Here is a 23,861-nt window from a genome sequence, read left to right as displayed (position 1 = left end):
GGAATATTCCAGGCCTCCTCTTTTGTAAGATCCTAGGGTCAGGTTTCAATGGTGGCTTTAGTACCAAGCCAAGTCTTACTAAACAGGGATTCTTTTGTATTTTTGATACAAAACAAAACGCAGAAATTTTTCAGCAAGCATCTCCCACTGTCAAAGCGTACAGATCCCATGCTAATGAGTTCTTTATAGCTACACTCTTTGCTTATTCCAGCCGAGGATCATGGTCAGGCTTCTCAATAAATGATTTAAGCTCTCCCCCTGAAAGTGGGCTCATAGCATCTCTTACCAGGGCATCAATAAGACCTTTCAAAGCAGTGAAATTTTGGGCCAAAGCAAAACCAGCAGAAGAAGCTATTAAAGAAGCATCAGGATCGATTCTGACGGCTGGACTAGGAGAAGCACCCTACTTTCGTCAAGCTACATTTACTATCTGGGAAAATCTCAAATCCATTGATGCGTATGCACAATCAGGCGCACATCTCTCGGCCATAAAAGCAGCGTACGGAGAGAATTACTTTTCAGAATCTATGTTCACTCGCTTTAAGGTCGGCTCAGCAAGCGGTGTTTGGCAAGGCAAATATGTCCAAATCCCCTAAGGTCCTCATAGTTGGTGCAGGTATTGCTGGTCTTACAGCCGCTCTAGAGCTAGCTCACCATGGTCTCAACGTTACCATTCTTGAAAAGAATAGCTACCCAGGAGGGAAAATTCGTCAAATCGATATTGATGGTGCGTTGATAGATTCAGGGCCTACGGTCTTTACAATGCGCTGGGTTTTTGAAAAATTATTTGATAATTGTGATGAAAATTTTTCTTCTGAATTTGAGTTAGAGGCTTTAGATATCCTTGCTAGACATAGTTGGGGCGACGACTATCTAGACTTATATGCTGACAACAAAAAAAGCGCAGATGCTATCGCTCAGTTTTGCAATCCCAAACAAGCACAATTATTTTTAGAGTTCTGTAGTAAAGCTAAAAAAGTTTACGAATCCTTAAAACAGCCCTTTATAGAATCTACACGCCCCAGCATGCTGGGAATGATGGGTGCATTAGGAATTGAGAAAAGTAAAATATTATGGGATATCGGACCCTTTAGCAGTCTTTGGTCCGCTCTAGAAAAATACTTTCCAGACCCACGCTTACATCAACTCTTTGGACGTTATGCAACTTACTGTGGCTCGTCTCCCTATTTAGCTCCGGCAACTCTGATGTTGATTGCCCAAGTAGAAATGGATGGAGTTTGGTCAATCAAAGGTGGCATAGCAAAAATACCTGAGGTAATAGCTAGGTTAGCACAAAAAAAGGGTTGTAAATTCCGCTATGACTCAGAGGTTGATTATCTTGAGCTGGCTGGTTCGCAAATTAGTGGTGTACATCTCAAAAGTGGTGAATTTCTAGAATGTGATTACCTCATTTTTAATGGTGATGTAAACGCTTTAAAAAATCACTTATTAGGCGAGAGAGTAAGTACTGCGATACCTTCCAAGCTCAAACAAACAGACTCCCTATCAGCGGTGACTTGGTCAATGAAGGTGAAATCCTCTGGATTCCCTCTGGTGCGTCATAACGTGTTTTTTAATCAGCCCTATCAGAGCGAATTTTCTGATATTTTTGAAAAACAGCGCCTTCCACTCAACCCAACAGTCTATATCTGCGCTCAAGATAGAAATGATTTAGCACTTGAGAATAATCAGCCTGAAAGATTGTTTTGTTTAGTAAATGCACCTGCGAATGGCTCAAAAAAACCTTATAACAATGAGGAAATCGATCAATGCGAACAAAAAGCATTTTCAATCATGAACAAATATGGACTCCAGCTGGAGGATGCCCAAATTACGCGAACGACCCCTCAGGATTTCTCAATGCTATTTCCGGGTCGAGGCGGAGCGCTATATGGCCAAGCAACTCATGGATGGATGAGCTCATTTCACAGACTAGGTTCTCAATCGCAAATCAACAATCTGCTCCTAGCGGGAGGCAGCACCCACCCAGGTCCGGGAGTTCCAATGGCGGCAATGTCAGGACGATTGGCGGCCGCAACCCTGATGGATCGCCTAGGTTTGACCAAGCGGTAAATCCGGGCAACTATCTTTGGTGGTACATTGACGGCCTTAGTGATGATGGTTTAAATGGGTTTAGCATTATTGCCTTTGTTGGCAGCGTCTTTTCTCCCTATTACGCTTGGGCAAATAAAAGCAAGCCTGCACAAGCTGAAGACTTTTGTTCCATTAATGTTGCGCTTTATACGCCAACCAAAAAATATTGGACGATGACTGAAAGGGGCAAAAATGCAATCCATCGCACAGCCAATCAGTTCACTATAGGTCCCAGTCAGTTAAGCTGGAACGATAACGCTCTTACTATCACCATTAATGAGCGAGTTCCTTTGCTTGGTCAAAGAGTTCAGGGAACCATCAAAGTATTTACAGAGCAACTTTTTAATCATGTAGTAGCCCTAGATGATCAACAGAAGCATCGCTGGGGACCAATAGCGCCCTCCTCCAGAGTCGAAGTCTCTTTCAATAAACCTAATCTAAACTGGATTGGTAATGCTTACTTTGACTCTAATGAGGGAGATGAGGCAATCAATAAACCCTTTAGTGAGTGGGATTGGTCACGAGCTCACTTAAAAGATGGAAGCACTGCTGTAATTTATGATGTGCGGCAAAAGAACGGAGTTGAAAAGGTTTTGGCAACCATCTTTAAATTGGATGGTAGCACTGAGGATTTTTTGGCGCCAAATAGAGTTGAACTTCGCAAAACAGGATGGAGAATTCAGCGAAATATGCGTTCTGAGTCAGATCACAAGGTAACGGTAATGAATACCTTCGAAGATACGCCTTTTTATGCTCGCTCGATGATTGCATCAAAACTACTTGGAGAGGATGTCATTTCGATGCATGAAACATTAAATATAAAACGCCTGGAATCCAACATTGTCCAATTTATGCTGCCATGGAGAATGCCTAGAAATCCAACGCGTATATATTAATAAACTAGCAATATAGAAGACAGCTAAGCAATGCTAATGCCGAGCAAAAGAATGGTATGAGTCTATTTTTCTATGCTCTACTTTTTCCAGAAGACTAACAACCCAAATGAGCCTATCTTCAACAGATCCGCTGTAATGCGCGTACCGTCCTTCTGGCTCTACCGCATCAACCAAAAATTGTATTGCAGGAATGGGATCTAAACTCTGCACTAGTTTTGCACTATAGATAGCCGCCCCAAGAGATTTGAATAGTAATAAAATTTTTCTTCTCTTTGATACGACAGCTCTTTTTGTAACCGAATCCATCCCCTGTCGCTCAATTTGTCTACCGATTTCTGAATAAATTAAACTAGCAGCAGCTATGGCTGATCGACAATTTCTTGGTAAACCAGAGAATCCAAATGCCGAACGAGCATATAAATCATCGGCGTACTGAATAAGCTTTTGATTCACTCGCAAGATACCATCATTAAAAATAGGATTTTTTAGCCATTGATCAGGGTCTATATTTTCTTCTTTAAGCCAATCCCTAGGAAGATAGAGGCGCTGGTTTCTGGCATCCTCTCCTACATCCCGCGCAATATTAGTCAACTGCATTGCCAAGCCAAGCTCGCATGCACGCTCTAATACAGCCCGATCCCGTATACCCATAATCAGAGTCATCATGACACCAACTGTGGAAGCAACTCTCGCAGCATAGTCACATAACTCTTCTATGGTTTGATATTGGCGACCAGTACGATCCCACTTAAATCCCTCTACCAGCGCCTCCAGAAGACTTCGAGGAATTAAAAATCGCTCAACTACAAGAGCTAAAGCTCTATCCGCGGGTATATCTAGTGGATTTTTTGAATAGATACGATCTAATCGATATTCAATCTGCTCGATAACATTATCAGACGCATTTTGGTCGTCCACCATGTCGTCTAATAAACGACAAAAAGCATATAACGCTATAGCAGAATCACGAATATTAGAAGGCAGTATCCTGGATGCAGAAAAAAAGGACTTGGAGCCATCCCTCATCAAGCTCTCGCAAGAGAGTAGATCAAGCTGAAAACCGTATTCGGAGGTAATAGCTCTATCGTGCATTTTGAGAAAATATTTTAGCGGGTTCAATCAACGAATCTAAGGCTTTGGCTGATGACAAAACTCCAGGAATCCCCGCACCCGGATGAGTGCTTGCCCCAACCATATAAAGACCCTCGATATCCTCGCTACGGTTATGTGGCCTGAACCAAGCGCTTTGAGTAAGCAAGGGCTCCAAACCAAAAGCAGCCCCCTTATAAGAAAGCAGCCTGTCCTTAAAATCTTCCGGAGTCATTACAAATGATTCCACTAAATTCTCTTGCAAGCCCGGCAAAACAGTTTCTTCAAGCATCTTTGCAATGGCTTTTCTATAAGGCTCAGCCTCTTGCTTCCAATCGGTTCCACTGTCCAGATGAGGAACGGGAGAGAGTACGTAAAAGGTATCGCAACCTGAGGGTGCTAAGCTAGGATCTGTTGCTGTAGGACGATGCAAATATAGACTAAAGTCTTTAGCAAGATGATGGCGTTTAAAAATATCTTCTAAAAGTGCTTTATAACGCTTACCTAACAGCATCATATGGTGTGGAATTTTTGGGTATTGTTTTTTAGTTCCAAAATACCAGACAAATAGACTCATTGAGTACTTACCATTCTCAATTTTTTTATCAGTCCATATTTTTCGATGCTCTGGATCAATCAAATTTTTGTAAGTCCATGCTGTATCAGCATTACAGACTACCTTATTGGCAAATAAAACCTCACCATTTTCCAATGTTACGCCCGTTACTTTATTGTCAACGATATTAATTTTCTTAACGGTACTTGCATAACGGATTCTTACGCCAAGGCCATTTAGCAAACCAACAAGTCCTTTAATAATTGATCCCGTTCCACCCATTGCGGAATGAACGCCCCATTTGCGCTCTAAGGAATTAATTAATGCATAAACAGAGGTAACCGAAAAAGGATTACCGCCAATGAGCAATGGATGAAAGCTCATCACTTCTCTAAGCTGTGGGTCTTTGATATGTTTCGCAACTAAGCTATAGAGATTATTCCAGGCCCTCATCTTGACGAGGCTTGGAAATGCTTTTACTAAGTCTTTTAAGCTGTCAAATGCAACATCTCCCAGCTCTTCAAACCCTAGTTTGTAGCAATACTCTGCCTCTTCTAAAAAACGTAGGTAACCCGGTAAATCACTAGGACTAAATTTGGCAATTTCTTGCTTCATTCGCTCCAGATCACCGGTGTAATTAAATATGCGGCCATCTGCAAATCGGATTTGATAAAACGGATCCATTGCGCGTAAATCAACATCATTGGACATTTTTTTGCCGCACAAGCTCCATAACTCTTCTAGTAAAAAAGGCGCGGTGATAATAGTAGGGCCGGCATCAAACGTATAGCCATTTCTTCTATGTACATAAGCCCTACCTCCAGCGTCTCCCAATCTTTCCAATACCTGGACGTCATATCCTTTTATGGCTAGACGTATTGCTGCAGCAAGACCACCAAACCCTGCGCCGATTACAAGAGCGCGTTCAGAAGCATGTACATTTCCAACTGTGGCTATGTTTTCGGGGATCTTAAATTGATCGACCTGTTGGTCCATCAGACTTCCTTTGTTTAAAAACCCCTTTGATATTCACCATCAAAGGGGTTGGTATGACTATTTTGCTGCGCTATGGGTGCTATCTTTTGGCATATCTCTATTTGGAGCAAGATACGGATAATCCTTAAGCATACTTTGACCTAAGAGTGGTTTATTTACACCTTGATGACAAGTAGCGCAGTTTGCTTTAGCAACGTCGCCTGTGGGCCCGAGTCGATTTGGTGGAAATACACCATCTAAGGATGTCAAAAAGTTTGTATTAACATCTTTGAGCATCTGTATTCCATACCAAGCCTGTACCCGCTGTGGCGTACTTTGCTCCCAACTCGAAAAAGCGCGGCTGTTATGGCAATAAGTACAGTTGACTCCTAATGAGTGGGACATATGGGTCATCATTCCGTAGACATTTTCTGTACTCTGGATACTGGCTTTATTACCCGTTGGTAGTGCAGTGTCACCAATAACTCTCGCTGGTCCTGATTTTTCCATCAGATAAGAGGCGAACGGTTGATTAGGCAGCGAACTATAGGCAACGGTGTCTACCGGATTATTTTGCCCATTAGCATTTCCTAACATATTCCCACCACGCTTTTCTTCTGGGTTGAACCAAACATTTTGAGGAATGTTATTGCCTCTATGGCAGGTATAACAAGTTACGCCCGTTTGTTTTACGTGATCAGTCCAATTGCTATTAATTTGCTGATTCATCTGAATCATTCTTCTGGCAACAGTTTTAGTGTAGAGAGAATCATCTGCAAAATTTTGAACATTGTGACAATAAGAGCAGCCCTCTTTGGGGGCCACCCATGAGGTCATGGAGACCATAAAAGCACCAAACTGTGCAGTGCTTAAATTATTTAAAACTTTGACGTTCTTATATACGGCACCAGCCTTTGGTCCATCCGGGGACGCAGGAACCCCAGCTGGCATTTCATTAATCTTAGCTAGCTGCTCTTGTGTTCGAGGATTATTAATCTGATCCATACCAGTACCGCGATATCCAGTTTGTTTTGACTCAACAGGAGGTCGCTCACATGCCGTAAGCGTCACGATTGCCAAAACACTGAATGCAATGGCAATTTTTTGGCGAACGTTTTTCATTTTTTCTCCCCTATTGCTACTGGAGCTGAAGGTGCTTTTAAAGCAGGATCAGAAACGGTCCCATATATTGCAGGATAAGTTGGCGCCATATTATGCTTAACAGCCCATAGATACCAGTTATCCACAACGGTGCCGGTTAGTAAAATTCCAATGCCACCTGTTAATGGAGTGAGTACAGCAAACCACCAGGCCCAACGGTGAATGGATTCCATGGTAGCGTTAAAGCCCATAGTCCATCTCCAGAATAAAGCAGCCCTTTCAGATGCGGTTCCGCGATCGACAATTTGTTCAATTTCTCTTTCACCGCCAAATCGACTCACTGCCAGAATAGTTGCGCCGTGCATGGCAAACAAAAGAACTGACCCATAAAGAAACACAATGGACAGCATATGGAATGGGTTATAAAACAAGTTGCCGTAGCGAATTGAAAAGGCGGATACCCAATCTAGGTGCGAAAAGATACCAAATGGCACTGCTTCGCTCCAACTGCCCATCAGCACGGGACGAATCAGACCTAATACCAAGAACAACCAAATTGCTGATGCGAATGCCCAAGGTACATGAGTACCCATTCCAAGAGCCTGAGCCCTACGGAAGGTTCTCAACCACCAGAGCATGATTGAAATCGTTAAAAATAATCCAACAATTGACCACCAGCCCCCTTCATTTAATGGCGCAAGGGTTAAACCATACTTTGGTGCTGGAGGGTCTAAAGAGAGCCAAAATAATTTCCTCACAAATTGCAAAGGATTCCAGCCAACCTGGGCCAGCATATTCATACCAATAATGAAAAATGCTGTCATCCCAAATATTAGTGATGCGACCCCTAATCTCCCAAGGTATATAGGTCCGAGCTGCGCATTACCAATGCGCCCCATCAAATGACTAAATCCAATAGAGCGAGTTCGCTCACGCATATCGTAGGCGTTGATCGGAACGCCATGACTCGCAGGACCAGTTACTTGTGTTTGTGTAAATAGATTTTGATATTCCATAATGCTCTCCGCATTTTCAATTTAGCTGAAAACTAACCCCAGATTGGCAAATTCAACCACCATGTCCACCATTCAGGCCAACCCTTTGTCCAGAAGGGGCCACTAATAACAATACAAACAGCACTCCAAAATACAGCCGCTAAGGCTAGGAATAATCCAAGACGATGAATGCCCAATGTTCCAACGGAATATCCAATAATGTCTCTAAAGAAAGTATCCTCGTGCTCAGGAGTTTTAACCGGCTGTCCAGGTTGTGGATTCGTAGAAGATAAGATCAAAGCTCCATGCAGCGCAAGCGCTAATGTTGTTGTAAAAAATAGTGTTACAGCAATCATGTGGGCTGGGTTGTAATGAAAGTGAAGATACTGATACCCAGTATTCGATACCCAATCTAAATGGCTCAATATTCCATAGGGAAAACCGTAGCCCCATGCACCCATTAACACTGGGCGAATTACAACCAAAGTGAAATACGCAAAGATGGCCATACTAAAAGCAACTGGTACATGAAGGCCCATTCCCAATTTTCGAGAAATTTCCACCTCACGCATTGCCCAAGAACCAAATGCACCTAAGGCGCAGATCGTAATGATTTGCCATAATCCACCCTCCATCAAAGGAGCTACGCCTAACCCATATTTCAAATCCGGAGGGGCAATATTTATTTGCCAAGGATTAAAGACGCCCGCTTGGGATGTCCCCCAAAGAATCATTGCAGTCCCAAGGAATGCAAAGAATATAGTGGTTACCCCAAAAAATCCGACGTAGAAAGGGCCTACCCAGAAATCAAAAAGATCTCCTCCTATTAGAGTCCCACCGCGCACGCGGTATTTTTTTTCAAAGTTGAGCATGGCCATTTAGCGCTCCTTACACAGTGAGAATTTTTCTCACATTAAATTAATCTTGCGTAGACGAATCACTATTTCTAGAAATTCGCCTACGGTTTGCACATCTAATTACTTCTTCGCTGCTGATATAGCTGCTTTGTACTGCTCTTGACTCATACCATCCAACCATTTGTATTGAACTGTGCTCAATAAAATGAGATGAATCATTGCTGCCAAAGCAAAGAGAAAAACGCCCTGTGCAACCATCGCACGTAGTGGGTCGTATAGTTTCCAAATTCTCCACATAATATTTCTCCTAATTTAAGTAAGACATAAAGCCGTAAACACCTGTTTCAACTGACTTGAAGAATGAACCTCCGTCAGCACCAGAAAATAACCAACTTTTCTGTGATGCAGGCAAGACAATTAAAAAAAGTGCTACAACAAAGAGCACCACGTAACTAATCAAAAAAATAATTTTGAATGACCAGGTGTCATGCAAAACATGTTTATGCATTAAATCCGTATTGATCTTCATAAAAACACTCCCTCTAATTGACTACGTTTACTATGTGCTTACTACTGCATCAAAAGAACCATGGACGCCATGCCCATACAAGTATGTGCGCGACGACAGCGATTGCAGTAAATCCAAGAAGACCTTGCATATAAAATGTATGGAATTCTTTAGCTTCTGCATCGGTAAGCCCAGATATAGATCTGTTTTCACTCATGATGACTACTCCTTGAAACTGACCTTGCGGTCTTTTCTACATCACCCCTGTAGATTTGAGGATATGGCTTAACCACACCATATTGGTTTAGCTCTTTACAAGAGCAATATCTTTGAATGCGTGTCATACAGCCTCCCCTTCAACTAAGGAAAAGGATGACTTCTGTAAACAAGCTACAGTTACTCTTTCAATATTTTGTTTACGTGCCTCTAACTCAGCCTCATCACGAATTTTTTTCGCTGCCGAAATCTGAGTGAGCACTGGTTGTTTACTAATTAACTTGTTTAATAACTCCTGGGCCTCCTGCTCCCATGGCATTGCCTGAATGAAGCTTTGTAATTTCGCAGGGGTTGGATCAACCTTATCCATTTCAGTACCTAGGGGCAAAATATTGAATAAAGCATCAAACAGTGAATTGCAAACTTCCTGAATTAAATAGACTGATCCGGAATATCCCATATAAGGGGTGCCGGTATGCCTACGGATAATGGCCCCAGGAAATGAAGCGGGTATAAAAGAAAACCGGGCACTGATTTCACTACCGTACATCCGCTCGTTATAACTTCCAAACATCACTAGAGGAGTTTTCTTTTGAACTAACTCTCTGATTTCAACGTTATTTGTCTTGTTTCCAGGCAATCTAGAGACTGCAAAATTACACGGAAGACCCATTTCTTCTTCGAGGAAATTTCTAACTCCTCGTGCATAGGTTTCACTTGCTACGATGGCAAAGCTAGCTGTGCCAAAAAAATCTTGTGTGACAGAACGCCATAAATCCCAGATTGGCTTTAATGTTGTGTGCTTCTCTTTTTCAATGAAAGGTTCTACGTCAAGACCACACAACTCGCCCAGCTTTCGTAAAAAAGCAGTGGTAGATTGCATTCCAATGGGGGCTTGCAAGTAAGGTCTCTCAAGCGTCTCGCATAGGAGTCGTCCATACTCTCGATACATGCAGATATTGACATCCGCATCAATTAATTTTGGAATATCTGCAAGGTGGGTTCCCAAGGGAAATACTAAATTTACTTCTGCACCAATACCTTCGACTAAACGCCTAATTTCAGCTAAGTCACTATATAAATTGAAGCTGCCATAAGAAGGTCCAATAATATTGATCCTAGGTTTTGTATCTGCATCTCTTTTGCGTGGGGGAATCTTTTTAAGGCCATATTCGGTCCAAAGCCAATTCATTGCCCTATTTGCGCATTGCCATTGATCTTCGTCAATTGTTCTTGGCAAGAAGCGCTTAATACCAGTCCCCTCGGGCGTTACTCCACCACCAATCATCTCTGCAATTGAACCCGTCACTACTACTGCTGGCAAATCGGGATCAAGTACTTTATGAGCGCGCTTCATTGATTCTTCAGTCCCCTCCCTGCCCAACTGCTCTTCAGCTAAACCAGTCACTACTATTGGCAATTCATGAGGGGGCAAGGCATCGGTGTAATGCAGTACTGATGTCACCGGCAGGTTTTCACAGCCAACTGGACCGTCAATAACAACTTGAAGCCCCTTTACAGCTGTAAACACATATACAGCCCCCCAATATCCTCCAGCGCGATCGTGATCTAGGACTAGCATTAGCCCATCTCCTCAGCTTTTTGCTTGGCTCGCGCTTTTTCCATGCGACGCCTTACATCGGCTTTAAATTCCGGCCGATCAACTGGTACCGATTCCCATACGCCAGTAGCATGATCTTTACCAACACCCTCAAAGAACGTATTCATGCTATTGAATCGATCTTGATTTGCTAAAGCAGCATTCACTACCTGCGCAAGTGATCCCGCGCCAGCAGCGCCCATTAATGGTCTAGCTGAAATCAGGTTTGTAAAATACAAGGCTGGGATAGCTAATTCTTTAGCCTTTTGAACAACTGGGGTTGTACCAATCACCAAATCAGGTGAAAACTCTTTCATTGCGGCGAGATCTTGCTCCAAAGAAGCGCGATACTCAACATGAACGCCGTGTTGCTCAAGCCAATCTAAGTCGCCGCTGCTCCAAATTGTCTTTGGACAAGCAGTGCCAACATAACGTACATCAGCGCCACTCTCAACTAGTAAGCGTGCTACTAATAATTCAGATCCCTCATATCCGCTTACAGTAATCCTACCTTTGATAGGCTTTGCTTTTAAGGCCTCTTGAATCATTGGTAAAAACTTATCTTTTGCGTTGCCAATTTTGTGTGCGCTGACGCCATTAGCTATACCAATCTGCTCCAACCAATTTGCGGTACCGTCATAACCAACTGGAGCAGATCCAACAATAGTCCGGCCAGCATTTTCAAATTCACGAATACTTGCCGTATAAAAAGGATGAATTGCTGCGACAACCTTGGAATCTAAAGCCTGGTATAGCTCACGCCACTCTCTCGTTGGCACAACTGGTCCAACCCCTAAACCCATTGGCTCTAACATCATTCCAATGCTGATCGGATCTACCGGAAACATTTCACCTAATAAGGTAACTGTCGGCTTATCAGAAAGACCATTCCGCGGTGCAGACACTGGGCCATTTTCTATTTCAGTACGTGCATAACGTAACATTGCGCTTGCTAGAACATCTTTAGCCTCAGCATGGGTAGGCACCCCAAATCCTGGAACATCAATACCAATAATACGAACACCATTTATTTCTTTTGGTAATAATTGCAACGGCACGCCACTAGCAGTTGGAACACATAAATTGATAATGACTATGGCGTCATAGAGTTCGGGATTGGCCTCTTTATAAACCGCATCCCGTATATCTTCGAATAACTTTCCAGTAACCAAGGACTCAGAGTTAAATGGTACATATCCGACACTACGCCTCGCACCATAAAAGTGGGAGGTAAAAGTAAGGCCGTATACACAACAGGCCGAACCCGACAGAATTGTCGCTGTCCTACGCATTCTCAAGCCTACTCGCAAAGAACCAAATGCAGGGCACATACTTTGTGGTTGATCATGAGGGCCCTTAGGGTAATCTTTTGCGTACTGACCCAAGATCTCACTTTTATTGGCAGACTTAGCAGCAGCCAGCAATTCTTCTGCGCCTGAATGACAGGTTATTCCAGTCTCAGAAATGTTCTGGGCTTGTATCGGAATAACTTTAGATGATTTCACGATGGCTCCGGTTTCTAGGCTTTGTCGTAAATCACTTCAAGCGTTGGCTTAATCACTTCATTTTTACCAACCATATCGAAAATTGTTGCAGGCTCAAGAACGATATCTCTACCAACCTGACTTGCTGAAAATAAGCCCAGTAAATCATCCGGAGCCATTGGCTTTGGTCGCACTGGAGGCGCCTCGGCAACATTGCTTGCCAAACCCTCAAAGAGCGGACCCCATTGTGAATCTGGCTTACCAATGATTTCGTAGCTAGCACTTTTCCTTCTGATATCGTCATTCGCTGGAATAACCGAAAGTACAGGGATGCCTACATGCTCAGCAAAAGCTGTTGCTTCGCCAGTGCCATCATCCCTATTGATAACCATGCCAGCTACACCAACATTGCCACCTAATTTACGGAAGTATTCAACCGCAGAGCACACATTATTAGCAACATAGAGCGACTGGAGATCATTGCTTGCCACAACAATAACCTTCTGACACATGTCTCTAGCGATTGGTAATCCAAAACCTCCGCAGACTACGTCACCTAAAAAGTCTAGCAATACGTAATCAAATCCCCAGTCATGAAAACCCAGCTTCTCAAGTGTTTCAAAGCCATGAATGATTCCCCGGCCACCACATCCTCTACCAACCTCAGGGCCACCTAACTCCATGGCATATACGCCATCACGCTTAAAACAAACATCGCCAATCTTGACTTCTTCACCGGCTAACTTCTTTTTGGAGGAAGTTTCAATAATGGTAGGACAAGCTTTGCCTCCAAATAGCAATGAAGTGGTGTCGCTTTTTGGGTCGCAGCCAATCAGCAATACCTTTTTGCCCTGCTGCGCCATCATGTAGGACAGGTTGGCTAATGTGAAGCTTTTCCCAATTCCGCCCTTACCATAAATCGCAATGATCTGAGTTTCTTTTTTAATCTCACCTGTATGGACCTGATCAGGCTCAATAGCGGCCTCTTTTTTCAATTGCGTAAATTGAATTGTTATTTCTTTTGGGACGCTTGGGGCATTCATAGTGCTTCTCTCCAATCAACTACCATTTTGAGACAGTTAGGATCTTCAAATGCGGTGCGATATACATCACCAATTGAAGAGGGCTTACGATGATGAGTTATCAATCCATCCAGATTTAATTTGCCAAACGATATAAGCTGCTTTACATCTTTCAAATCCTGGGGTGCCCACTGCGCAGCAATTCGCAATTTAGCTTCCTTCATAAATGCACTAGGAAAATTAAACTGAATGTCTTTGTCATAAAAACCAGCAAGGGTAATTTCTCCGCCAAACTGGAGTTGACTAATTAATTTATTTAATACACTCACCTGTCCACTTGCATCGCAGATTTTTTTATATTTGTTATCTTTGTCATCACAAGGATGAAGAACTGTATAGCCCTTAGCTCCACCCATACGATCTGCATCAATTTCCCAGACAACTGGCTGGTGACCAAACATGACTGCAATTCGAGCGATCAATCTTCCCAATACGCCATGGCCCACAATCAAATCAGGTTGTAGTGATTTTTTTCCTTGAGTAACGTGATAAGCGGTGGCTGCTAAAGCAAGCAAGACACCCTCTTCGCCAATTTCTTCGGGGAGTTCAATAACCCTATCGGAAGGAACAACAACATGTGAGGCAGCCCCTCCAAACAACCCCTTCACATCACCAAAACACTTTGCGCCAGGAACAAAAACTCTTTGGTTAAGACTTAGGTGTGATGACTTTCCTACCCGAGTAACCCTGCCAACGGATTCGTATCCAGGAACTAGCGGATACCCCATCCCAGGAAAATCTGGCATGGTTCCATTCCACAGTAGCTTTTCAGTCCCAGTGCTGATGCCACTCCACTCAATTTGCACTACAACATCTGAGTCATTAGGCTCATCAAGTAAAAGTCGCTTCAACCTGAGCTCTCTTGGAGACTCAAGTAAGACTGCTGTGGAATGAAGCTGACTTTGCATATGTCTATTTATATTTACTATGTTCTATGTAAAGTAATTTATACACTATTCAAATACTTTCTATTAGTACTTACCCTTAATTAGGTGCTCAGTAGCAAAACTTGGGCATTTATAGGCATATCCGAGTGCAATATGTCGATATTTTTAAAGCCAACATGAAGAGCTAAATGACTTATCTCTTCAACTGTTCTGGGTCGACCCCTACCCATCGCCATTAAATAAAAACCAAAATAGGCATGCCCCATTGGGGGATGTTCAGGCGTCTCTGCCATAGGCTCAGCAATCAATAACTTGCCACCTGTAGGAAGAGCCTTAAAAATTGATTTCAGTAAAATTTTTACTCGCTCATCATCGTGATCAAAAATGACACGGATAAGAGTGATTAAATCTGCTCCACTAGGCAGGTCATCTTTAAAGAAATCTCCACCAAAAACTTTGATGGATTGATCTTCTGAATTGGCCAAGAAATTTTCTGCGGCAAGATTCACAACACCCGGCAAGTCGAAAAGCATTCTCTCTAACCGAGGGGATTGAAGGTGCACTCTTTTTAAAAAAGTACCCTGCCCTCCTCCAACATCCAACAAGCAGCGGTGCTTAGAAAAATCATATGCACTCACGACTTGATCTGCCACCAATGGTAGCGATATAGACATTAAATCTGAGTAGCTCTTAACTCGATCTTGATCTTTAAGAGACTCTTGATCCTCAAGATCATTCGAAACGTAAGGCCAAAATTTCTCTAATTTCTTATTCTTTAATTTGCCAGATAGCAAAAGAAGAGGATCTCTCAAATCTTCATACAAAACAGTATGGTGCTCAATCATTGCCGCTAAAGCAGAATTCTCAACTAGCGGCGCACCTAACTTTCCTAAACCAAATTTTTGATTGCTACGAATTTCTAATAAATCAATTGATACGGCGGCGTCTAGTAATTGTTTTAGAGGTGCTTGCTCTAAACCACATTTATTTTTTATGGCCTCTAAAGTTAATGGGCCGTTTTTTAAATGATTAAAAAGATTTAGGCGTATACAAGCTAGAAGGATTTGGGAATATACAAAACCCGCCATTACATCAAATAATTGATTAGCTCTTTTTTTTGCAATACGCCTTAGAAATGGAATTTTTGCGACTGTGTTTTGGAATCGAGAATTTGCTATTAGCTTATCTTTGTAGATAAATAACCTATCCCACAGACCATACTCACTTTGGTCTTGTTCAATCAGAATTGTTCGGGCTTGAGGCACTCTAATTAGGCGCGCTATGCAGCCTGACGAAGGGTTTCAATAGCAATGTGTCTTTCACCACGCTCAAACCATGATGAAGGCAGTAATCTCTCAGCCTCAAATGCGACTAATTTTTTAAGCGCCTTATCACCTACGCAACTTGGGATGGATGCCACTGCCTTACCAACCAACAAATCAAAATGCTCAACAGCTCCATTTAATCCCAATTCTTTTGCAGAGCTAGGGCGATGATGTTCCTGGTCTTGCCCTGCAGGCTTACCCAAAAATTGCGCATCACCTAATACATCTCGAATATCATCTGCAATTTGATATGCTTCGCCAAGCCATTCACCCAAACCCCTCCATGTCTCGGCATCAGCTCCAGCAGCCTGTGCACCGCTTGAGGTTGCCGCAGCAAACAACGCTCCAGTTTTAGCTCTCTGATAGTCACTAAGGTTGGCTTGTGTCTCACACTCCCAAGACTGTCCTGCAATAATTCCAAATGGCGCTCCAACGCCCTGTGAAATCGTTTTGATAATTGGTGCTAAGCGATGAGAGGATCTTCTTGAAGCAGCTGCAACTGTTTCATAAGCCATAACAATCAGCGCATCGCCAGTTAAGACGGCCAACCTTTCGCCATATTCTTTATGAACTGATGTCTGACCGCGCCGCATATCTGCATTATCAAAACAAGGCAAATCATCATGAACTAATGAGGCGCAGTGAATCATTTCAATAGAAATTGCACTGGCCATCGATAATTGGGGATCATCATTTCCGCAGGCTTGAGCCACTGCCAAAGTCAACTGAGGCCTAATCCGTGCACCACCAGGAAAAACAGCATGTCTAATAGCCTTGCTTAGCGAAGGAGGTCCCTTCATAGACTCGTGCGATTTCAACGCCTGCTCTATTGCCCGATCCAAATGCTTAATTGGTGACATGATCTTGCCCCTTTGAAGGAAATAGCTTTGTCTAAATTAAAATACAATTTAATATGTAAAAAAATATAGACACAATTGATCGAGCTGTCAAACTTATTTATTCGGGTTTACCCTTAATTAGAGTGAAGTTTTAGAACAAATGAAAAACATCCCAAAGGATTGGCCTAATCAATCCTTCAGTAGAGAGATAAAGACTGAGGACCTATCTTGGCATGTACAAGTTGGGGGTAATTCGCCAAAACACATTCTCATGCTTCATGGAACTGGTTCTTCAGCACACACCTGGGGAACAATCTTTACAGAGTTAGCAAAGAATTACACCGTGGCTGCTCCTGACTTGCCGGGTCATGGTTTTACAACGAGTGTTACGAAAAAGTCCTTCAGCTTAGATGAGCTTGCAACCCAACTCACAAGGCTAAGGGAGGGTTTAGGTATTTCATATTTTGATTACATTATTGGTCATTCTGCTGGTGCAACACTTGGATTAAGTTACGCACTCATTAATGAGCAACCCAAAGAAATCATTGGACTAAACCCATCCCTAATTACCTTACCTAGCTTTTATCAAAACTTTATAGCCCCACTATTAAATCCTATTGTCACTTCGTCATTCTTCACTTCCATATTAAGTGACCTATTGCCTCACACCAAGATTATTGATGGACTTTTAGACTCAACGAAAACAAAGTTAAGCCCTGATAAAAGAGAGAAATATAAGACTTTATTTAATAGCGCAGATCATCTTAATGGCTCTATGAGCTTCATGGCAGGAACAGACATAGCGATTTTGCTAAAGAAATGCAAATTAATAAAATCAAAATTGACCTTCATCCTCTCAGAAGATGATGGTTGGATACCAATTAAAAATTTACGTGACGTAATTAGGGAATATTTTGATAAAGCAAAAGTGATTGAGCTAAAAGGTGGCCACTTATTTCACGAAGGCGATGAAGAAATGGCTCTGAACTTAATTCAGAATGCCTTAAATAAGGAGGAAGAGGAGAATGTCAACTCTTAACAATGTATTAATAATTGTCTGCATTGCCCTTGGTCTTGGGATGTTTTTAAATGCTTACATCAAAGGCAAAAAGGTTCTCCGAAAAATTCGAGAGCAAGCCTATATTAGAAATTTGCCAATTGAATAGCTGCAGATGTAATTTTTTTTCTGGACCCGGTATACGGAAGGGGGAAATATTGTGCAGCCATGATCCCAGCAAGCTCTTGGGCTAATTTTTCGGGTTGAGGTGAAGTGTCTACGAATAAAATTCGATGACTCTTCATGCTTAACTCTTTTGCGGCCGTGATTGCATCATTGTGAGCCCCCGCTCTTCCGCCTACGCCATTCAAATTAACATTTGCTTTACCATCAGTCATGATTACGATGATTGGCGTTAAGCCTTTTCGCTCTGATGAACTTGCCATTTCATTAGCGGAACGAAGTCCTAATGCAAGGGGGGTGCCACCACCCCCAGGTAAGGTAGCTAAATTTCTTTTTGCTCTAACTAGCGACCTAGTTGGCGGCAAAACAATATCTACCTTAGAGCCTCTCATAGACAGCATTGCTACTTCATCGCGTCGAATGTAGCATTGACTCAATAATTCTTCTAAAGCGCCTTTAGCCTCCGATAATCGTTGAGTTGCTGATGAGCCAGAGGCGTCCACCAAAAATATAGTTATCGTGCCTCGGCGTTTCAAATATTGTTTGGTATGTAAATCCTCTGCTCTAAAGTGAATTTTGCTTCCATTATCTGATTTTAAGAAAGCATTGTTCTGTTGAGCGCGTATTCTTTGCCATGGGATAGCAGATCGGATACTTTTTAAGATATCAAGGCGCCTGCCATTACCAGGAAGCCCTTTTCTCGCACCATGAGGTCTCCCGCTGGTGAAGCTTTTCTCAATTGATCCCGATTTACCAGCAATACTCGCTTTAGTCTTAGTGGATCTTAGAGTCTGATTCATCCGCATCATAAATTTTGGGGGTAAAGAAGCCTGTACAGCTTCAACCACCAACTCCTCTAATCCATCAGCAGAAGATGGAGGATCTGTATTTTCTAAATCTATAGTTTCTTCATCTTTTGAAAGTTCATTGTCTGAGTTTTGTTGACTTTCTTGATTACCCTCAACATCTTCGCTGTCATCTGTTTTATTGTCCAGCCCCTCATCGGGCGGCGATTGCATACTTTTAAGATGGGTGTAGACAAGTCGTGCAGCATCAATTACCTCTTCTTGGCCCACCCCAATTAATCCTCTTAGTGCAGCTAACGACTTGGCAGCCTCTAATGCAAATTGATTGGCTCTTAATGAGGAAATTCCAAGGCTGAGACCAGCCTTTATGAGCACCTCCATCAAATCTTGGGGGCAAGTTACAGATGGTAGCAATGCTATAGCATCCTTAATATCGGATGGAGTAACTTCTAGATATTTCTTAGTATCGTTAATTGAAAAACGATCGAGATAAATCCCAAACGCAAGCCTATCCAATAATCGTAGGTTTGCACCCTCTTCTTGGAATTCAGACTCGTCAAAGACAATTACTCCAAAGTGATCATTGTTGGCCGCATGAGGATGATTGAAAAGATTTTTTTCATCTAAAGCCTGAGATATATGAGTTATCGTTTGTAAATTCATTCTCTCAGCCATGGGCAAAAGAAGATATTGCCCGCCCAGCCTTTCTAGAAGGCCCTGGCTTACCCTAAATTCTCCAGACAAAAGTGCGCTTTCAATATCTAATGAGCCAAATAATTGCTCAGAGGATAAATTTGCCGGAGCTTTAATAACTTTACTGTCTGCGGGCAATAGATTTATAAAATAATTAAGCCAGGAATCTCTGATGGGCCCAAACTGACTCTTTATCGATACCCCTTTTAAGCCACGCGGGTTAATAGCCAAAAGAATGGCGATTAAGTTTGCATCAAACCAAGCTTGTTGTACTGGATTCACTTTTCAGTACTAGCAAAGAATTCCTGCATGGCACGCTCAATACGAATTTTTGAATTGCTATCGTCAAGTGGATTACGACGCAATCTATGCCCAAGCGCTATTGGCGCAATTTTCTTTAAATGGTTCAGATTTGCTTTTTTCTTACCCTCAAAAGCAGCTAATGCTCTTACACCTCTAAGCAAGGTAAGCTCACCTCTAAGGCCGTCAGTGCCAAGATGAGTGCAAAGCTTAGTAGCAGACTCAAGCAATTGATCATCTACCTCCACTTTATCCAGAAGCTTCTTCGACTTAATGATCTGCTTCTTAAAGTCTTCTTCTGACTCTTCCCACTTGGCAATAAATTTTTCTGGATTCCGCTCGAATTCATCTCGTCTTTTTATAATCTCAATCCGTTCTTTAAAATCAGTAGGTGTTTTTACCTCTATAGACAGTCCAAAACGGTCCAGCATTTGCGGGCGCAGCTCCCCCTCCTCCGGATTACCGCTTCCAATAAGAACGAACCTAGCCGGATGTCGAATACTCAATCCCTCACGTTCAATAATATTTTCACCAGAAGCAGCTACATCAATTAGCAAATCAACTAAGTGATCTTCAAGTAAATTGACCTCATCGATATAAAGATATCCTCGATTAGCCTTTGCAAGCAGGCCAGGCTCGAAAGATTTGATGCCTTGGGTCAAGGCTTTCTCAATATCCAAAGCGCCTACAACTCTATCTTCTGTAGCCCCAAGCGGCAAATCTACTACTGGAACAGAAATATTTTCGGACCTTAGCTTATGTCCCGCACTCTTTTTGAGCTCACATTCAGGACAAAGGCTTTTAGCATCTGGATCGCAATGATAGTTACAGCCAACCACTGATTTCATCGTTGGAAGCAAGGAGGCCAAGGATCTAATGGTAGTGGACTTACCTGTTCCACGATCTCCAAAGATAAGAACACCGCCTAACGAAGGGTCAATCGTACAGAGGGCGATTGCCAGCTTCATTTCTGATTGCGCAACAATGGCGGTAAAGGGGAAGTTGATAGTCATTGACGTCCTACATAAATCATTCAAATTAAAATATAGGTTAAATTTAGCTCAGTTTAACCAGATGTTAATAACGCTTTGAGTAGATTGCCATGTCGCAAACCCTGAGTTTTAACCCCACCTCTTCATCTTCGGCAGCCCCAAAGCGCCTCGTAATCGCCTCCCGCGAAAGTCGCCTAGCCATGTGGCAGGCTGAGCATGTCCGAGATTGCCTTAGAAAGCTCTATCCAGGCTGCGATGTCCAGATTTTGGGGATGACTACCCGCGGTGACCAGATTTTGGATAGAGCCCTCTCTAAAGTGGGCGGTAAGGGTCTTTTTGTAAAAGAGCTAGAAACAGCGCTTGAGGATGGACGAGCCGATTTAGCGGTGCATTCCCTGAAAGATGTTCCGATGGTCATGCCTGAGGGTTTTGACCTGGCCTGTGTCATGGCCAGGGAAGATGCCAGAGACGCCTTTGTTTCGAATGACTATGCAAGCCTAGAAGAGTTGCCACACGGTGCGATCGTTGGCACCTCGAGCTTGCGACGCGAATCAGTACTTCGTGCCAAGTTTCCGCATCTCGTTATTCAACCTTTGCGCGGTAATTTAGATACCCGCATGGGTAAGTTAGATAAAGGCGAGTATCAAGCCATTATTTTGGCGGCTGCCGGCTTAAAGCGTTTAGGCCTAGAATCACGTATTCGCGCATTCTTGCCCTATGATCCTTACACGCCGGCTGCAGGTCAAGGCGCTTTAGGTATCGAGACTTTGAGCAAGCATCCTAATATCAAGCAATGGCTTGCCCCATTAAATGATTTACCTACTTTATTTGCTGTTTCTGCTGAACGCATGGTGTCTCGTCAACTAGGAGGCTCGTGTGAGGTGCCATTGGCGGCCCATGCGGTGTGGGATCAGAACCAAATGCGTATTCGTTCCTTCGTTGCTAGTGCTGATGGCAAAGCGATTTGCATGGCACAGGGAAGTGGGGCAGTGCAATCGGTTGAGGATGCAGAAGCCTTGGGACTTGCCGTTGCAAAAGACTTGCTGGCACAGGGTGCTGCAGATTTAATTCCCAATGTGAGCAAGTAAAGCGCTTGCCTAATTAGAGATCTGCGTGGCTACCGTCGCAATAAGGCGGTGTTTTGGTGTGCTTACATCCACATAAGTAGACAGTTTTGCTTTGCATCTCTGAAAATTCAATAGGCTGAGCTGTATCGCTTGCATGGGAGCTATTGCACAGAGGTTGCGTATCACTCAAACCGCAGGCGCACCAGTAATATTTTTTTTCCGCATCTACTAATAGCGGATAAGGCAAATTATCAGACTTCTTTTTTCTCATAAAAATGCCTCTGAATTACTGAATCTATGTAAGATAACTTCTGCAAGGCCATTACATAACAGCTATATTTAATAGTCAAGCACCCCCTTCAAAATAAGATAAATCCTCAATAACAATGCAATAAAGCAATAAAAAATGGCTTATGACTGATAAAGAAATTCAAAACTCAAAAAAACTTAACTCAATAAAGTCATTTTTACCTTTTTTAAGGCCTTATAAAAAACAGCTAATAATTGCTGCAGTAAGTCTTATTCTTGCTGCGTCAGCAACTTTAGTAGTACCACTTTGTTTTCGGAAGATCATTGATCTAGGATTTAGCGATATAAGCCATGAGCAAATTAACCTAACCTTCATTAATCTTTTTGCAGCTGCGTTTGTGCTTGCATTTGCAAGTGCACTACGTTATTACATCGTCTCCTGGCTAGGGGAAAGAGTCACTTGTGATATTCGGAAAGCAGTCTACTCACATATCATCGTACAAAGTCCAGAGTTCTTCGAAACCCAACAAAGTGGCGAACTTCTCTCTCGGATTAATAACGATACTTCAATAGTTCAAATACTAATAGGTACAAGCATTTCTATGGCGGTGAGAAATTTATTTCTGCTGCTTGGTGGGATGACAATGATGTTTATTACTAGCATTAAATTGTCCTTACTCATTCTTGCTACCCTATTATTAACCGTAGTACCCATCATGGTGATGGGTAAAAAAGTTCGGAAGCTATCCAGAAATTCACAGGATAAAATTGCGCTGGCCTCTGCAATAGCAGGTGAAAAAATAAATGCCATTCTTACTGTTCAGTCGTTTGCAAATGAACAAAAAGAAATCCGAGCATTTAACACATCTGTTGAAGCTTCATTTTTGGCTTCAAAAATTAGGAGTGCAGCTCGCGGCAAGCTTACTTTTGTTGCCATACTCTTGGGCTTTACCAGCATCATCACTGTGTTGTGGCTTGGCGCTTATGCAGTCAGCAACCAGGAGATGTCTGGTGGTGAACTAACCCAGTTTTTCTTATATGCAGTAATTGTTGCAGGCTCTATAGCAGCTCTTTCAGAGGTTCTTGGCGACTCACAAAGAGCGATTGGTGCTGGCGATAGACTTTTAGAGCTATTAAGCATCGAGTCACAAGTACAAAATCCTAAAGAACCCTTTATTCCTCCTTCATCAGCTAATAAAGCTATCAGCATTAACCTCCAAGGATTAAGCTTTCACTACCAATCTATTCCAACAAATGTACTTACAGACATTTCTCTAAATATTCAGGCTGGAGAAAAAATTGCGATTGTAGGTCCATCAGGTTCAGGTAAAACAACCTTATTTAAATTAATACAGAGATTTTATGATCCTCAGTCAGGTAGCATTTCTTTTGATGGCGTTGATATAAAAAACTATAAATTAGATGATTTACGAAAACTCATTGGAGTGGTGCCTCAAGATATCAGCATCTTTTCAGAAAATGCGCTAGAAAATATCCGCTATGGTGATGAAAATGCAAGCGATGAGGATGCAATTAAGGCGTCTAAGATTGCCTTTGTGGATGAATTCATATCTAAGTTACCTGATGGATACAGCACATTCTTAGGTGACCGAGGTGTCAGGCTATCTGGCGGTCAAAAACAACGAATTGCCATAGCAAGAGCCTTGCTAAAAAATCCACCATTACTTTTGTTAGATGAGGCTACTAGCTCCCTAGATGCAGAGTCCGAAAGGCTGGTACAACAAGCACTCGAAGAGGCAATGAAAGATAGAACAACCATAGTCATTGCACATAGACTGGCGACTGTCAAAAAAGCTGACAGAATTGTCGTCATGGAGAATGGTCGCATTGTCGAAATTGGCAACCACTCCTCACTTGTGAATAAGCAAGGTCTTTACTCACATCTAGCTAAGCTGCAATTTACTGATGTCTGACAATAAAGAACAACATACCCAAATTGATATCAATGCCTTAAAAGAATATTTTTTGGGCTTGCAAGATCGCATCACCACTGCCATGAGCGCTTTGGATGGCAAGGTCTTTGTTGCTGACGAATGGCATAAGCCGGAA

The 23,861-nt window shown here is 42.5% G+C and carries 23 protein-coding genes; 6 read left to right on the top strand and 17 right to left on the bottom strand.

The genetic code is table 11. From position 1 onward, the window contains the following. Nucleotides 1–314 precede the first annotated feature (314 nt). The 3 genes from ICN36_RS05090 to ICN36_RS05080 all read left to right on the top strand — a co-directional run bounded on the left by ICN36_RS05090 (nucleotide 315) and on the right by ICN36_RS05080 (nucleotide 2,990). Complete coding sequence (locus ICN36_RS05090; protein ID WP_216227308.1) at nucleotides 315–596, top strand: hypothetical protein; 282 nt, start codon at nucleotides 315–317, stop codon at nucleotides 594–596. Beyond that, on the top strand, nucleotides 580–2,073 hold the full coding sequence (gene crtD / locus ICN36_RS05085) for a 1-hydroxycarotenoid 3,4-desaturase CrtD (RefSeq protein ID WP_216227307.1): 1,494 nt from the start codon (nucleotides 580–582) through the stop codon (nucleotides 2,071–2,073). The genes ICN36_RS05090 and crtD overlap by 17 nt, the downstream gene beginning before the upstream one ends. 194 nt (nucleotides 2,074–2,267) lie before the next feature. Continuing rightward, on the top strand, nucleotides 2,268–2,990 hold the full coding sequence (locus ICN36_RS05080) for a carotenoid 1,2-hydratase (protein ID WP_216227306.1): 723 nt from the start codon (nucleotides 2,268–2,270) through the stop codon (nucleotides 2,988–2,990). A gap of 33 nt (nucleotides 2,991–3,023) precedes the next feature. On the opposite strand, the gene ICN36_RS05075 is transcribed toward ICN36_RS05080, so the two are convergent. From ICN36_RS05075 to ICN36_RS05010, 14 genes are all read right to left on the bottom strand, one after another. Next, a complete protein-coding gene (locus ICN36_RS05075; RefSeq protein ID WP_255531241.1) occupies nucleotides 3,024–4,109 on the bottom strand; it encodes a phytoene/squalene synthase family protein in 1,086 nt (361 codons plus the stop codon). Beyond that, the gene (gene crtI, locus ICN36_RS05070) at nucleotides 4,072–5,631 is read right to left on the bottom strand and encodes a phytoene desaturase family protein (RefSeq protein ID WP_216227305.1); all 1,560 of its coding nucleotides are present in this window, start codon (nucleotides 5,629–5,631) and stop codon (nucleotides 4,072–4,074) included. The genes ICN36_RS05075 and crtI overlap by 38 nt, the downstream gene beginning before the upstream one ends. A 57-nt stretch (nucleotides 5,632–5,688) precedes the next feature. Continuing rightward, entirely contained in the window at nucleotides 5,689–6,732 is a 1,044-nt protein-coding gene (gene pufC / locus ICN36_RS05065) for a photosynthetic reaction center cytochrome PufC (RefSeq protein WP_216227304.1), read from the bottom strand. After that, entirely contained in the window at nucleotides 6,729–7,727 is a 999-nt protein-coding gene (pufM, locus tag ICN36_RS05060; protein WP_216862041.1) for a photosynthetic reaction center subunit M, read from the bottom strand. The genes pufC and pufM overlap by 4 nt, the downstream gene beginning before the upstream one ends. 32 nt (nucleotides 7,728–7,759) lie before the next feature. Beyond that, nucleotides 7,760–8,584 carry a photosynthetic reaction center subunit L gene (pufL, locus tag ICN36_RS05055; protein ID WP_068949089.1) on the bottom strand — a complete coding sequence of 275 codons (825 nt, stop codon included), beginning with the start codon at nucleotides 8,582–8,584 and terminating at the stop codon, nucleotides 7,760–7,762. A 99-nt stretch (nucleotides 8,585–8,683) separates the two neighbouring features. Beyond that, nucleotides 8,684–8,860, bottom strand: coding sequence for a light-harvesting antenna LH1, alpha subunit (pufA, locus tag ICN36_RS05050; protein ID WP_071608677.1), 177 nt, complete (start codon nucleotides 8,858–8,860; stop codon nucleotides 8,684–8,686). Between the two features lie 10 nt (nucleotides 8,861–8,870). Beyond that, complete coding sequence (locus tag ICN36_RS05045) at nucleotides 8,871–9,092, bottom strand: hypothetical protein (RefSeq protein ID WP_072583908.1); 222 nt, start codon at nucleotides 9,090–9,092, stop codon at nucleotides 8,871–8,873. A gap of 49 nt (nucleotides 9,093–9,141) precedes the next feature. Continuing rightward, the gene (pufB, locus tag ICN36_RS05040; RefSeq protein WP_068949087.1) at nucleotides 9,142–9,288 is read right to left on the bottom strand and encodes a light-harvesting antenna LH1, beta subunit; all 147 of its coding nucleotides are present in this window, start codon (nucleotides 9,286–9,288) and stop codon (nucleotides 9,142–9,144) included. Between the two features lie 123 nt (nucleotides 9,289–9,411). Further along, nucleotides 9,412–10,869, bottom strand: a complete 1,458-nt coding sequence (bchZ, locus tag ICN36_RS05035; protein ID WP_216227303.1) for a chlorophyllide a reductase subunit Z — start codon at nucleotides 10,867–10,869, stop codon at nucleotides 9,412–9,414. Then, nucleotides 10,869–12,392: a chlorophyllide a reductase subunit Y gene (gene bchY, locus ICN36_RS05030; protein WP_370623423.1), complete on the bottom strand. Its 1,524-nt coding sequence runs from the start codon at nucleotides 12,390–12,392 to the stop codon at nucleotides 10,869–10,871. Before bchY ends, bchZ begins: the two co-directional genes overlap by 1 nt. A 14-nt stretch (nucleotides 12,393–12,406) precedes the next feature. Continuing rightward, nucleotides 12,407–13,414: a chlorophyllide a reductase iron protein subunit X gene (locus tag ICN36_RS05025; protein ID WP_068949084.1), complete on the bottom strand. Its 1,008-nt coding sequence runs from the start codon at nucleotides 13,412–13,414 to the stop codon at nucleotides 12,407–12,409. Further along, nucleotides 13,411–14,361, bottom strand: a complete 951-nt coding sequence (bchC, locus tag ICN36_RS05020; RefSeq protein ID WP_216227302.1) for a chlorophyll synthesis pathway protein BchC — start codon at nucleotides 14,359–14,361, stop codon at nucleotides 13,411–13,413. Before bchC ends, ICN36_RS05025 begins: the two co-directional genes overlap by 4 nt. Nucleotides 14,362–14,441: 80 nt before the next feature. Beyond that, entirely contained in the window at nucleotides 14,442–15,605 is a 1,164-nt protein-coding gene (locus ICN36_RS05015; RefSeq protein WP_216227301.1) for a methyltransferase, read from the bottom strand. Nucleotides 15,606–15,619: 14 nt separating this feature from the next. Further along, nucleotides 15,620–16,525 (bottom strand): polyprenyl synthetase family protein, encoded by a 906-nt coding sequence (locus ICN36_RS05010; RefSeq protein ID WP_216227300.1) that lies wholly within the window; start codon nucleotides 16,523–16,525, stop codon nucleotides 15,620–15,622. A gap of 139 nt (nucleotides 16,526–16,664) precedes the next feature. Here ICN36_RS05010 and ICN36_RS05005 point away from each other — a divergent pair, with 139 nt between their 5' ends. Further along, complete coding sequence (locus tag ICN36_RS05005) at nucleotides 16,665–17,543, top strand: alpha/beta fold hydrolase (protein ID WP_216227299.1); 879 nt, start codon at nucleotides 16,665–16,667, stop codon at nucleotides 17,541–17,543. A 104-nt stretch (nucleotides 17,544–17,647) separates the two neighbouring features. On the opposite strand, the gene ICN36_RS05000 is transcribed toward ICN36_RS05005, so the two are convergent. Both ICN36_RS05000 and bchI read right to left on the bottom strand, forming a co-directional pair. Further along, entirely contained in the window at nucleotides 17,648–19,465 is a 1,818-nt protein-coding gene (locus ICN36_RS05000; RefSeq protein WP_216227298.1) for a VWA domain-containing protein, read from the bottom strand. Beyond that, nucleotides 19,462–20,496 (bottom strand): magnesium chelatase ATPase subunit I, encoded by a 1,035-nt coding sequence (gene bchI / locus ICN36_RS04995; RefSeq protein WP_216227297.1) that lies wholly within the window; start codon nucleotides 20,494–20,496, stop codon nucleotides 19,462–19,464. The genes ICN36_RS05000 and bchI overlap by 4 nt, the downstream gene beginning before the upstream one ends. 89 nt (nucleotides 20,497–20,585) lie before the next feature. Between bchI and hemC the strand changes: the two genes are divergently transcribed. Next, nucleotides 20,586–21,563: a hydroxymethylbilane synthase gene (hemC, locus tag ICN36_RS04990; protein WP_216227296.1), complete on the top strand. Its 978-nt coding sequence runs from the start codon at nucleotides 20,586–20,588 to the stop codon at nucleotides 21,561–21,563. A 13-nt stretch (nucleotides 21,564–21,576) separates the two neighbouring features. On the opposite strand, the gene ICN36_RS04985 is transcribed toward hemC, so the two are convergent. Beyond that, a complete protein-coding gene (locus ICN36_RS04985) occupies nucleotides 21,577–21,813 on the bottom strand; it encodes a CDGSH iron-sulfur domain-containing protein (protein ID WP_216227335.1) in 237 nt (78 codons plus the stop codon). A gap of 142 nt (nucleotides 21,814–21,955) precedes the next feature. Between ICN36_RS04985 and ICN36_RS04980 the strand changes: the two genes are divergently transcribed. After that, on the top strand, nucleotides 21,956–23,725 hold the full coding sequence (locus tag ICN36_RS04980; protein ID WP_216227295.1) for an ABC transporter transmembrane domain-containing protein: 1,770 nt from the start codon (nucleotides 21,956–21,958) through the stop codon (nucleotides 23,723–23,725). Nucleotides 23,726–23,861 lie beyond the last annotated feature (136 nt).

It is taken from the genome of Polynucleobacter sp. UK-Gri1-W3 (assembly GCF_018881595.1).
In the GTDB taxonomy this organism is placed as follows: Bacteria; Pseudomonadota; Gammaproteobacteria; order Burkholderiales; family Burkholderiaceae; genus Polynucleobacter.
This window is presented reverse-complemented; position numbering and strand designations above follow the sequence as displayed.